Source organism: Desmospora activa DSM 45169 (assembly GCF_003046315.1).
Classification (GTDB): domain Bacteria; phylum Bacillota; class Bacilli; order Thermoactinomycetales; family DSM-45169; genus Desmospora; species Desmospora activa.
In genome coordinates this window covers 439,124-452,019 of sequence record NZ_PZZP01000001.1, presented here as the reverse complement: position 1 = coordinate 452,019, position 12,896 = coordinate 439,124, and the positions used below count along the sequence as shown (strand labels likewise).

The 12,896-nt window shown below is 52.3% G+C and carries 9 protein-coding genes; 4 read left to right on the top strand and 5 right to left on the bottom strand.

All coding sequences use genetic code 11. From position 1 onward, the window contains the following. Positions 1 to 124: 124 nt before the first annotated feature. The 5 genes from cobA to C8J48_RS02200 form a co-directional block, all read right to left on the bottom strand. Positions 125 to 919 carry a uroporphyrinogen-III C-methyltransferase gene (gene cobA, locus C8J48_RS02220; protein ID WP_107724744.1) on the bottom strand — a complete coding sequence of 265 codons (795 nt, stop codon included), beginning with the start codon at positions 917 to 919 and terminating at the stop codon, positions 125 to 127. A gap of 302 nt (positions 920 to 1,221) precedes the next feature. Further along, a complete protein-coding gene (gene nirD, locus C8J48_RS02215; protein WP_211316579.1) occupies positions 1,222 to 1,548 on the bottom strand; it encodes a nitrite reductase small subunit NirD in 327 nt (108 codons plus the stop codon). A gap of 14 nt (positions 1,549 to 1,562) precedes the next feature. Continuing rightward, on the bottom strand, positions 1,563 to 3,998 hold the full coding sequence (gene nirB, locus C8J48_RS02210; RefSeq protein WP_107724742.1) for a nitrite reductase large subunit NirB: 2,436 nt from the start codon (positions 3,996 to 3,998) through the stop codon (positions 1,563 to 1,565). Beyond that, complete coding sequence (nasC, locus tag C8J48_RS02205; protein ID WP_107724741.1) at positions 3,964 to 6,168, bottom strand: assimilatory nitrate reductase catalytic subunit NasC; 2,205 nt, start codon at positions 6,166 to 6,168, stop codon at positions 3,964 to 3,966. Before nasC ends, nirB begins: the two co-directional genes overlap by 35 nt. Positions 6,169 to 6,172: 4 nt before the next feature. Beyond that, positions 6,173 to 7,381, bottom strand: a complete 1,209-nt coding sequence (locus C8J48_RS02200) for an MFS transporter (protein ID WP_107724740.1) — start codon at positions 7,379 to 7,381, stop codon at positions 6,173 to 6,175. Positions 7,382 to 7,841: 460 nt separating this feature from the next. Between C8J48_RS02200 and C8J48_RS02195 the strand changes: the two genes are divergently transcribed. The 4 genes from C8J48_RS02195 to C8J48_RS02180 all read left to right on the top strand — a co-directional run bounded on the left by C8J48_RS02195 (position 7,842) and on the right by C8J48_RS02180 (position 12,857). After that, the gene (locus C8J48_RS02195; RefSeq protein ID WP_245891168.1) at positions 7,842 to 8,474 is read left to right on the top strand and encodes an ANTAR domain-containing response regulator; all 633 of its coding nucleotides are present in this window, start codon (positions 7,842 to 7,844) and stop codon (positions 8,472 to 8,474) included. After that, the gene (locus tag C8J48_RS02190; RefSeq protein WP_170105079.1) at positions 8,474 to 9,544 is read left to right on the top strand and encodes an anthranilate phosphoribosyltransferase; all 1,071 of its coding nucleotides are present in this window, start codon (positions 8,474 to 8,476) and stop codon (positions 9,542 to 9,544) included. The genes C8J48_RS02195 and C8J48_RS02190 overlap by 1 nt, the downstream gene beginning before the upstream one ends. Positions 9,545 to 9,756: 212 nt before the next feature. After that, the gene (locus C8J48_RS02185) at positions 9,757 to 10,194 is read left to right on the top strand and encodes a peptidylprolyl isomerase (RefSeq protein WP_107727547.1); all 438 of its coding nucleotides are present in this window, start codon (positions 9,757 to 9,759) and stop codon (positions 10,192 to 10,194) included. Between the two features lie 371 nt (positions 10,195 to 10,565). Next, complete coding sequence (locus C8J48_RS02180) at positions 10,566 to 12,857, top strand: FdhF/YdeP family oxidoreductase (RefSeq protein WP_107724737.1); 2,292 nt, start codon at positions 10,566 to 10,568, stop codon at positions 12,855 to 12,857. The last annotated feature ends 39 nt before the right edge of the window (positions 12,858 to 12,896 follow it).

The following is a 12,896-nucleotide window of genomic DNA, read 5'->3' as shown; positions in this document are numbered from 1 at the left end:
CCGCCTTCGCTCCATGCACTCACCAGTACAAGTCTCGCCTTGGTCGCTTCGCGTGGCCAGAGTCGCACAGAAGGAAATCCATCCCTCCCTAAATACAATCAAAGATACCGGATGGGGCACTAGATTATCCTTCATTTAATATCGCTTCCCGTTGGTCTTGCTTATCCCCATCCCCTTCAAACCAAGCCAAGCACTCCCTTAGCTTTACCACTTCTCCTACTACGATGATCGCAGGAGCCGTAAATCCCCGCTGGCGCACCTTTTTTTCGATATCCTCCAGATTCCCTACCAAGGTTTCTTGCCGCTCCTTCCATGTCCCCCACCGGATCAATGCGACAGGGGTTTTGGGGGAACGACCGTGTGCCAGCAACGATTGGCAGATAGCAGGTAGCTTTTTGATCCCCATGTAGAAAACCAGTGTGTCGATACCGGCCAAGCGGCTCCAATCAGGCTCCTCTTCATCGCTGCCATGGCGACAATGTCCGGTTACAAAAACGACGGAGGAGGCAATACCGCGATGAGTGAGAGGAATACCGGCATATAGTGGAGCGGCGGAACCGGCTGTTACACCAGGCACGATTTCAAAGGGAATATTGTACTGAACACAGGTAGCCGCCTCTTCCCCTACACGGGCAAAAATACCGGGATCACCGCCTTTTAGACGTACCACCTGTTTTCCCGCTAACGCCTCTTCCACCAATATCTGGTTAATTTTTTCCTGAGAAAGAAAGTGATGGCCACATCGCTTTCCACAGTAGATCAGAGTGGCGGAAGGTGGGGCATACGCCAATAGATCAGGATGAACCAAACGGTCATATACAACGACATCCGCTTGTTGGATCAGCTGCATTCCTCGCACCGTAATCAAGGACGGATCCCCCGGTCCCGCTCCCACTAGATACACTTTTCCGCTACTCATCGCCATCACCTCCTATTTGATCATTGTTGATAGTGGAGGGATTTTTGAGTCTACGTGCTCTTGCTGTTTGCAAAGAAGGAAAAAGTTGTCCGCTCCAGCCGCCAAGTACGGGAGTGGACAAAACTCGCTGTCGCTCAAACACATAGCAGTGCGAGACTTGGGAACGAAGTGACCATAGCGAGACTTGTGCTGTAAAGCGACGCTTTTCTCCGTCCTCGGTGGCTTCCGCTAAGTGACACAGCAAAGGCACTTCGCTTCAAAAATCCCTTCCATCATACATACAGCGGTTCTCGATTCTCCCCTTACCCAGTCGCCTTCATCCCATCCAGGTGAATCCGGATGCGGTCGCCTTCCACTTCAACGGGATAGGTTTGTACACAGCCAAAGTCCGGCTCTTGCACTTTTCCGTCAGTGAGGTCGATCTTCCATTCATGGAGGGGGCAATAAACCATTTGGCCGCTAACCACCCCTTCGGAAAGGGGACCGCCGCGATGGGGACAACGATTCTCCACCGCTCGGAAGGAGCCGTCGCTTAAACGGAAGACGGCCAGCTCCAATTCACCGATACGAACTACTTTGCCGCCCCTTTCCGGAATTTCGCTCACTGTACCGATAAATAAAGCGTTCATTCGGCTCTCTCCTTTCATGATTGGACCGAAACTTGCTTTTCTTCGTACCAAACCTGGCGCACATCAGAACTTTCCGCATCGGCTTTCCAGGGGTCCTCTCGGCGTTGTAGCGTTTTATCCAACCGTTCCAACAGGTGGCGGCGGTTGTTTTCATCATCAACAACAGCTTGTTTGATCGGTTCAACGCCAATCCGTTCCACCCAATGAGAAGTTCGCTCGCCATAATTGGCCGTCTCTCGATAAAACTGGAGGTAGGCACCAGTAATGTCCAACACTTCCTGTTGAGACTCCACCTTGCACAAAAAGTCCGCCGACCGTAGGTGAGTACCGCCGTTTCCGCCGATATACAGTTCCCATCCACCTTCCACTCCGACAACTCCCAAATCCTTAATACCGGATTCTGCACAGTTGCGTGGACAGGCGGATACCGCCATTTTTACCTTGTGTGGAGTGTACAGGTTTTCGTATTTCTTTTCGATATCGATTCCCATCTGAATCGAGTCCTGAGTGCCAAACCGGCAAAAATCCGCTCCCACACACGTTTTGACGGTTCGAACCGCTTTGGCGTAAGCATGGCCGGAAGGCATCCCCAATTCATCCCAAATCTTGGGCAGATCGTCTTTTTTCACTCCCAATAAATCGAGTCGTTGTCCCCCGGTCACTTTTACCATCCGCACTTGGTATTTTTCCGCCACTTCCGCAATCCGGCGTAGCTCCGCTGGGGAGGTAACCCCACCGTACATTCGGGGCACCACCGAGTAGGTGCCGTCGTTTTGAATGTTGGCATGGCGCTGCTCGTTCACAATGCGGGACTCTCGCTCATCTTCATATTTCTCCGGCCAGATCAATCCTAAATAATAGTTGAGAGCGGGGCGGCAGCTGGGACATCCTTCCGGTTGTTCCCATCCGAGCACATTCATCACTTCTTTAACCATGGTAAGACCTTTTTCACGGATTGCTTCCACCACTTCATCCCGGGATAATGTCGTACAAGAACACATCGGCGTTTTCTGCTGTTCCGCCGGATCGTATGCGTCTCCTTGCTCCAATTGTAGGATCTGTCCGACCAACGGTTTACACCCCCCACATGAGGCACCCGCTTTGGTCCACTTCGTCACCTCGGACAAGGAGGTTAACCCTTTTTCGCGGATTGCTTCCACGATCTCCCCTTTGCAAACCCCGTTACAATCGCATACCTGCTCGCTGTCTGCCATCGCTTGCACCGATGCCCCCGGTGCTGCGGCGGTGGAAGGCGTACCCGCCAACTCTCCATGGATCGTTTCCGTCATTTCTTCTTGATTGCGAATCCAGCGTAAGAGTGCCGGACCACTGGAAACATCTCCAAACAGGACACCACCCACAATCCGATTCTCCCGCAGCAGCACTTTTTTATAAATCCCACGCCATTCGTCCTGAACCTTAATCGATTGCAGTTCCGGTTCATCCCGGAAAACACCGGCGGAAAACACATCGACGCCGGATACTTTTAGCTGAGTGGAGACAACCGAGCCGGTATAGGGATCGGTCTCTACTTCGCATAGGCGCTTCGCCAATACCGCTCCCTGCTCCCGATGGGGGGCAACCAGACCGTAGACCGTACCGCGATGCTCGGCACATTCACCGACGGCATAAACATGGGGGAGGCTGGTAGCCATAAAATCATCCACCACGATACCGCGATTAATCTGTAGCCCGCTCGCTTTCGCCAGTTGCATGCGCGGCTTAATGCCGACAGCCATCACCACCAGGTCCACTTCCAGACTGGAACCGTCTTTAAAGCGTAAACCGGAAGCCCGCGACCGGCCCACAATCCGTTCCGTCTGTTTTTCCATCCAAAAACGCATCCCCTGTTTTTCCAGCTCCCGTTTCAACATACGGGATGCCGGCGGATCCAACTGCCGTTCCATCAAGTGGTCAAAAATATGGACGACATCCACTTCCATCCCCAGATTTAACAGCCCCCTGGCCGCTTCTAACCCCAGCAAACCGCCGCCGATCACTGCCGCCTTCCGATATTTCTTGGAAGCGTCAATCATCGCTTCACAATCCTCCATATCGCGGAAGGCGATCACCCCTTCCTTATCCGCTCCCGGCAACGGCAACATAAAGGCTTCAGAACCCGTCGCCAGAATCAGCTCATCATAGGAAGCGGATAAACCGCTGTCGGTATACACCTTGCGCTCATCCGGATCGATGCCAGTTACCTCATGACCGGCATGCAACTGGATATTGTTTTGTTTATACCAATCCCAATCGTTTAACACAATCTCCTTCATATCGGTATCTCCCGCCAACACTGACGACAGCAGAATTCGGTTGTAATTGGGATGGGGCTCCTTACCGAAAATCGTGATCTCATAGGCATCCGGTGCCAACTTTAAGATATGTTCCACCACATGCACCCCGGCCATGCCGTTACCGACCAACACCAACTTTTTGCGCTTTGCCATCAATATCGCTCCTTTCTTTTCCTTCAGTCGGAAGTGTTGCGATAACTGGTTCCAGTCGAACCGCACAGGTTTTAAATGCAGGCATACGGCTTTCCGGATCCAACTCCGGTAACGTCAAGCGATTGATACCATTTTCCCCGCCCCAATGCATCGGGGCAAATACGATATCCTCCCGGATTTTGGTGGTAATCTCCACCTTCATCTCAATCGATCCTCGTCGCGAATGGACCTGCACCTGTTGACCATCTTCCACATTCCACCGTTTCGCTGTCTCCGGATGGATCGATAACAGCGGTTCCGGCGCTTTTTTTAGCAATGCCGGTGTTCTTCGGGTTTGCACTCCCGTCAGGTAGTGAGCCATGTAACGGCCTGTCGTTAAAGTAAGGGGATAGGTATCACAGACGGGCTCAGGCGGCTCCAGATGCGGGACCGGGATCAATTTTGCACGTCCGTCAGGATGCCAAAAACGGTGATCTTCAAACAACCGCGCCGTTCCTGGGCTGTTTTCATCGGAACAGGGCCAGAACACGCCACCCTCCCGCTCGATTCGCTCATAGGAGATACCGGAATAGTCGGCGATCCCCCCTCGACTCGCTTGTCGCAACTCCGTAAAAATCTCCTGGGCCGAGGAGAAGGAAAAATACTCTCCTTTCCCCAATACCTGGGCCATCTGCGCGAGGATTTGCCAATCCAGCTTCGCTTCACCGGGAAGAGATCGCACCGCCTGACGCCGTATCACCCGCCCCTCCAGATTGGTCATCGTCCCTTCGTCCTCCAAATAGGCGGAGCCGGGTAAAACCAAATCTGCACGTTCAGCGGTTTCAGACAAAAACAAATCGATCGCCACCAAAAAATCCAACCGATCCAACGCTTCCTCCACCATTGTGGCATTGGGATTGGATACCACCGGATTGGAGGAGAGGATCACCATCCCCCGGATCTCCCGCTCCCATACCCGTTGGAACATCTCATAAGCGGAAACCCCCGCCTGTGGCAGCTCGTGTTCCTCGATCCCCCACACCTGAGCGATCTCGCGTCGATGTTGTGGATTGTTGATCAGCCGATAGCCGGGAAGCTGATCCGCTTTCTGCCCGTGTTCCCGCCCCCCTTGACCATTGCCCTGTCCAGTCACCGCGCCGTAGCCCGATCCACAACGGCCGATTTTTCCTGTCACCAGCACTAGATTGAGGAAGTTGCGCACATTTTTTACCCCGTGGGCGTGCTGCTCTACCCCTCTGGCGGTAAACACCATACCTGTAGCTGCCTGCCCATAGGACCGAGCGGCCGCAACGATCGTATCCCGGGGGATTCCCGTTATCCCTGCTACTTCATCCGTTGATACCGACTCAATCCATGTTTTTAACTGCGGCCAACCGGTGGTATGTTGCTTGAGAAACGGTTCATTCACATACCCTTCTTCCAGAATCACCTTCAACATCCCGTTAACCAGGGCGGCATCGGTACCCGGACGAATACGGAGATGGATATCCGCCAGTTTGGTTGTAGCCGTCTCCCGGGGGTCGATGGCGATCAGTGTCGCACCGTTTCCTTTGGCCTTGCGAAAATAAGGCATCATCGTCGGTTGGCATTCGGCGATATTGGCTCCAGCTAAAATGATGCAGTCGGCAGCGGGAATATCCGACAGCGGGTTGGTCAGCCCCCGGTCCACTCCCAATGCTTGATTAGCCGCGGTCGCCGCAGAAGACATACAGAAACGGCCATTGTAATCGATATAGCGGGTCTGCAAGGCTACTCGGGCGAATTTGCCCAACAGATATGCCTCTTCATTGGTGAGGGAACCACCCCCGTATACCCCGACGGCGTCTTTACCGTAACGTTCCTGTGTTTCTTTGACGCGACGCTGAAACCATTCCAGCGCTTCTTCCCAGGAAATCATCACCCATCGCCCGTTTTGGCGCAGCAGCGGTTGTGTCAGTCGCTCATGGTCCAAGGTGTGAACATGGGCTTCCACTCCTTTGACACACATGCGCCCTTGTACGACGGGATCGTCCTTGTTCGGGGCCGCTTTCCAACGAGTGGTATACGGCGTTTTCTCCTCCACCAATCGCATGGTGCATTGCATGCTGCAATAGGGACACTGGGTGGGGTAGATTCGCTCTTTCGTATGTTTTTGTTCCTGATCACGGAAGTGTCCCAAGAAATCGCTCATCGTCTCACCCCGCTACTTGTTCCTTGACCGCCATTTGCCGCTTCCACTCCCGCCCAATCATCCACATCACCACAAACGCAACCGCCACCAGGCAGGTAATGACGAGAAAACCAGAGGCAAAAGTACCCGTCGCTTGCTTTAACGCCCCCAGCAGTGACGGAAGAAAAAAACCACCCAGACCACCAGCCGCTCCCACGATACCGGTCATTAAGCCAATTTCTTTGCTAAATCGTTGCGGAACCAATTGAAACACTGCTCCATTGCCCATTCCCAGGGCACCCATCACCAAAAACAGCAGGATCAGTTGTAACCCGAAGGGCAACAACAGCGAAACCGCTCCAAAGAGGACCGCAATAATCAAAAACAATACTTGCAACATCCTCACACCGCCAACGCGGTCGGCAATCCAGCCACCGACGGGTCGCAACGCGCTTCCCGCCAATACGCACAAAGTGACAAAGTCACCTGCCTGCACTGGTGCCAATCCGTATTGGCCGTTGAAAAATTGCGGCAAAAAACTGGTTAACCCTACAAAGCCGCCAAAGGTGATGCTGTAGAAGAAACAGAACAACCACGCATCTTTCATCTTTAGAACCCCCAGATAATCGGACCATTGTTTGGGAGCGCTCTGCTCCGGGGGTTCTTTTGCCATCCACCAGTGTACCAACAACACCACGCCCATCGGAATCATCGCAATACCGAACACCGCATGCCAACTGCCGAAAAACTCCGCTAAACGCGGGGCAAACAGCGTCGCCAACAGGGTACCGCTGTTCCCCGCCCCGGCGATTCCCATCGCCAATCCTTGATACTGCGGCGGATACCAGCGGCTGGCTAAAGGCAGCGAAGCGGCAAAGCTAGCTCCTGCGATCCCCAATAAGAATCCATAAGCATAAACTTCCGGCAAAGTCGTACCCGATACCCACAACAAAAATAAGGGTACCATCGTAAGCATCATGCCCATGATGCCGGTCTTTTTGGCGCCGATCCGGTCGGTCAATATCCCAAGGAAAATCCGGAATACCGATCCCCCCAAAATGGGAATCGCCACCATCAGCCCCTTTTGCGCTTCCGTTAAACCCAGATCGGCGGAAACATAGACCGATAAGGCCCCTAACATTACCCAGATCATAAAGCTGATATCAAAATAGAGAAAAGAAGAAAGCAAACTTGGCCAGTGCCCTACTTTTAAAAATTTGCGCAAATGAGCCATCAATCTTCCTCCTGATTAGGGATGGATTTAATGAAAAAGGGCCCGCCAATCCCATCGATTGACAAGGCCCCGTTGCCTTTTTATATCGGAGCGAAGGCAATGACGACCTGTGAGTCGACACTGCTTCGCTTTTTTATTATCCTTACACCCCATTGTGTATGGATACAGGTTCCCGGTCACATCCCTTGTGACAGTTATTAGTGTAATATAAACCAAATTTGATGTCAACAAAAATAACATATGAGGTTATACTATGTTCCGGTGATTTCGTCTGTCATTTTTATTTACACAGAAACCGCAATCATGTATGATAAGTGAAAAATTCCGAGCCTTTTTCCGATCGGATATAAAACAATTGTACCGTCTCCCATCATAGATGATCCGACATGAACGCCAGAGAAAGGGGAGAAAAAAGGCGCTCTTCCCCGTAAAAAAAACATCGGGGTTAACGCTAGTGATTATGAAGTCTATCCTGTTGGTTTCAGATAAGCAAAACGTCGACAAACGACCTTCCCCATCACCGGCACCGGATGGTGCGAAGCCTCTGGCGGACACCGATGCCATTTTGCCCTTGTACCAACGTATCCACCGTGCGGGATACCAAGTAAAAACGACGACTCCTGCATGCGTAAAAAAAGATCTCAACGGCATGGATGCCATTGTATGGATAGTACCATTTAACCGTTTAATGGATTGTCAAAAACAAGTGTCCGTCAGAAGAAAAATTCCACAACTGTGGCATTGTGACGGCAGCGCTCCAGATAAGCGTGGAATGGAGCCGCTGGAACATCTGGATGGAATCTTGTACGATAAAATGGATGAAAACCAACTGCGATGGGCGTTACAATATAGTATCCTGCACCACCAGCATCGAGACGGGTACCATCATTTAAAACGGAAGCTGGAGGAACGCAAATGGATCGATCAAGCCAAATGGATTCTGCTTGACGCCAAACAGCTGTCTGAAGGAGAAGCCTATCAAATGATCCGCAAACAAGCGATGGATGAACGTAAATCCATGGTTGCGATCTCCCGTGAAATTATTAAGGTTCATCGTCTATTGCACCGCACCCGCCCAAGAGGTGATTTATGATGTTTAACCTGATCAAAGAAGTGGGCCGAGGAAAAAAAGGCGCCAAGAATTTATCTTACGAGCAAGCCCGTACGGGTGCAGAGCAAATCATATCCGGTCGAGCTACGCCTGCACAGATCGGTGCGTTTCTCGTGGCGGAACGGATCAAAATGGAATCGGCGGATGAGATCCTCTCCTTTGTCGATGCGTTGCGCGAGCGGATCATCCGCCATCCCATCCCTAACAGTCTCGACTGTGCCGGACCCTATGACGGCCGCCGCAAATCGTTTTTAGCCACGTTGCCTGTCGCCTTTGTTTTAGCTGCCGACGGGCTGCCCGTCACCTTACATGGCTGCCGCACCCTTCCACCTAAGTTTGGATCAACCGCTCTGGATCTCTTCCATTCACTCAAATTGTATCCGGATCGATGTTCTCCGGAAGCGTTGCAAACCGCGGCGGATCAGACCAGATTTCTATTTGTTCCCGCAGAGCGTTGGTGCCCTCCCCTCGCTGATCTGCGCCATCTGCGAGAGGAGATTGGCATCCGCACGTTATTCAATACAGCGGAAAAGTTGCTGCGCTACTCCGATGCCCCGCTACAAACCGTCGGTGTCTTTCACCAGACCGCTGTTGAAAAAATGCAGGTACTGCTTACCCGAATCGGTGTCAGACGGGGGTTAATCGTACAGGGAGTAGACGGCTCGGAAGATCTTCCCGTCAATCGACGTGCCCGCATCACAGTGGTGCAGGGCGACAACAGCCAATCCATGGTTCTCGATCCTGCCGACTACGGATTTAATGATGGGGAGTTACCGGTGCTGGAGTGGACCATTGAGAAACAGGCGACACATCTATTAGAAGTACTGGAAGGGCAAAAATCTTCCACTCACCGTAATATGGTGATTTGGAATAGCGGAATTCGCCTATGGTTTGCCGAGAGGGTGGGTACCATCGAGGAAGGAATGGAACGGGCCACTCAACTGCTGGACGACGGTCTCGCCCTGGAACGATTTCAGCGCTGGAGCAAACAAATTGAAGCAGCAGCATCCCAATCCGTTGACACCTCCTCCCCTCCTCCTGAGCGCGCTTAATCCCCTATTCCAAAAGTAGCTTTTGCTATTATGATCGAACGCGTCAGGAGTGGATGTCCATCTTCACTCCATGCGTGGCAGAGTCGTTCATTTGGAAATCCATCCCTTCCTAAAAGTTCCCGAATCGACCAAGACATGAACACCAAATGAGCCGACGTCGATGCAATCCTATGTTACAATAGTACAGTCCAATCGAAGGGAGGAAACAAATGATGGCTATCAAAGGACGCATAGAAATGGAAAACGGAGAAACGATCGAGCTAGAGTTTTTTCCCGAAGCCGCTCCCGGAACGGTTGCCAATTTCTGCAAATTGGCCGACGAAGGTTTTTACGACGGTTTAACCTTTCATCGGGTGATTCCAGGGTTTGTCAGCCAGGGAGGTTGTCCTATCGGCAACGGTACCGGTGGGGCAGGATACACCATCCCTTGCGAAACGGCAGACAATCCACACAAGCATGAACCCGGTGTATTATCGATGGCGCATGCTGGTAAAGATACGGGTTCTAGTCAATTCTTTATCGTACATGAAGCCCAACCCCATCTGGACGGGGTTCATACCGTGTTCGGCCGGGTAACATCAGGACTGGAAACCGCCAAAAACATGAAGAACGGGGATCGTATGACCTCGGTTAAAGTTTGGGAAGATTGACATCTCCCCATACCAAACACATAGGAGATTCTTGGGTAAACCCCATCCTCATAGGGGGATACCAATCGAGACTCGGTCGGTCGGCTAAGCCGGCCTTCTTTTTTTAACGGCTCGTTTCGAATGAACAGGGTCCTACATATGAATTTCATTTTACCTTTCTGTTATTCATTCGTTTTCCTTCATTATTCTTAATCATCCGTATTATGCTACAATAATGAGAGAACATTTGCGGAACGATCACGTTTGATCGCCGTTTTGAAAACGCTTTCCACCACAACCTCGGCACTCCTTTTAAATAAACACTTTCCTAACTTTATCACTAATCTCCGCAAATCACTCTTTGCTGGCAGGCAAGATGGGAGGAACGTTTCATGGAAAAGCAGTTGCGACGCAGGTGGAATCCAAAAAGTTGGGCTAGTGTGGTCCCAACCGGCCTGGGTCAGGTGAAACCGCATCACTTTCGGGATATGATGCGCGTCGCCTGGGATAACCGGGATCAATTGGGATACGCGTGGCGCATTCTGAACGACGGATGTTGCGACGGTTGTGCATTGGGAACGACAGGGATGAAGGATTGGACGATGGGGGGCACCCATTTATGCATGGTACGGTTAAATCTTCTCCGTATGAACACCATGCCGGCGTTAGATGTGTCCGCCCTGTCCGATGTTACCGACTTACAGCAGAAAAGTAGCAAGGAACTACGGGAAATGGGGCGCTTACCTTATCCGATGATGCGGAGAAAAGGGGAGAAAGGATTCTCCCGTATATCTTGGGAGGAGGCGCTGTCGCTGGCAGCGGAACGAATCCGCCATACCGACCCACAGCATCTCGCCTTTTATCTTACCTCCCGCGGCCTTGGCAATGAAGCGTACTTCACCGCCAACAAAGCGGCTCGCTTTCTCGGAACCAACCATATTGACAACGCCGCCCGAATTTGCCATGCCCCCAGCACCATCGCCCTGCAACGATCGATCGGCTTTGGAGCGACCACCATCTCCTACACCGACTGGATCGGCACCGATCTCTTGATTCTAGTAGGGTCCAATCTGGCCAATAATCAGCCGGTCGCCACCAAGTATATCTACTATGCCAAAAAAGCGGGTACACGGGTGGTAGTGGTCAACCCCTACCAAGAAGAGGGGCTGGATCGTTATTGGGTACCTTCCGTTGCGGAAAGCGCTGTTTTTGGCACCAAATTGACGGACGACTTCTTCCCAATCGGTACTGGAGGGGATGCCGCTTTTTTCAATGGGGTATTAAAACATCTGCTGGAGACAAATAAGGCGGATGATGATTTTATTCGGCAACACACCATCGGGTTTGAATCTGTACGACAACATCTGCTCTCCCTCAGTTGGGAGCAGCTGGAGCAATCAGCAGGAACGTCCCGGGAGGAGATGCGCCGCTTCGGCGACCTGTACGCCGATGCCAATTCCTCGATTACCGTGTGGAGTATGGGTGTGACCCAGCATCGACACGGCACCGACAATGTGCAGGCCATCACCAATCTGGCGCTGGCATTGGGACGGATCGGAAAACCGAAATCCGGCCTCAATCCGATTCGGGGCCACTCCGGCGTACAAGGCGGTGCTGAAATGGGAGCGGTCCCCACTCATTACGGAATGGGACGACCGGTCAATCCCGATACCGCTCAGGAAATTGAAAAAGATTGGGGATTCCCGTTACCCCCAAAGCCGGGCTGGAAAGCGACCGCCATGATTCAAGCCGCACACAACGGCAAGATCGATGTCATGTTTTTCATCGGTGGAAATTTCCTTGAAACCCTTCCCGATCCCTCCTATGTAGAGACGGCTCTTACCCGCATCCCTGTCCGCATTCACCAGGATATTGTCGTTAGCCCGCAGATGTTGGTGGAGCCGGAAGATGAAGACGGAATCGTAATTCTCCTGCCGGCGGCAACCCGTTATGAAACACCTGGTGGCATCACGGAAACATCGACGGAACGGCGTGTGATCTACAGCCCGGAAATCCCTGGACCCCGTATCGGTGAAGCCCGACCGGAGTGGCAAATCCCAGTGGAACTCGCCAAAAAGGTAAAACCGGAATCCGCCCATTTGCTCCATTATGACGGCCCCCACCAGATCCGAGCAGATATCGCCCGCATCGTTCCCCTCTACGACGGCATCCAACAGTTGCGGGAAAAGGGAGACAGCTTTCAATGGGGCGGTCCGCGTCTATGCGATGATTACCGCTTTAACACCCCTGACGGCCATGCCCGCTTCTTTCCCGCCAACCTACCGCAGGAAGCGCTTCCCCCTGGTCGTTATCACGTCAGTACCCGCCGCGGAAAGCAGTTTAACAGCATTGTGTGGGGAAATCACGATAATCTGACCGGATCGGATCGGGACGACGTGTTTATCTCCCCCCATGATGCGAGCGCCCTTGGGATCGAGGAAGGAGATCCGCTGTTGCTCCGTTCGGACACAGGCGAATTTCGGGGACGAGCCAAAATCACCCGTATTCAGCCCGGCAACCTACAAGTACATTGGCCAGAAGGCAACCCCTTGATCCCCTATGGCCATTTTGACAGTGAAAGCGGCGAACCAGATTACAATGCCATCGTCAGCATTGTGCCGCTAAACAAAACAACTGATTCATCGCTGGATCATTTTCCCGCCGCAGCCACCAAGGAGAACTAAACCGATCATCCGTTGGCTGAAATTAACAAATTCGAAGGG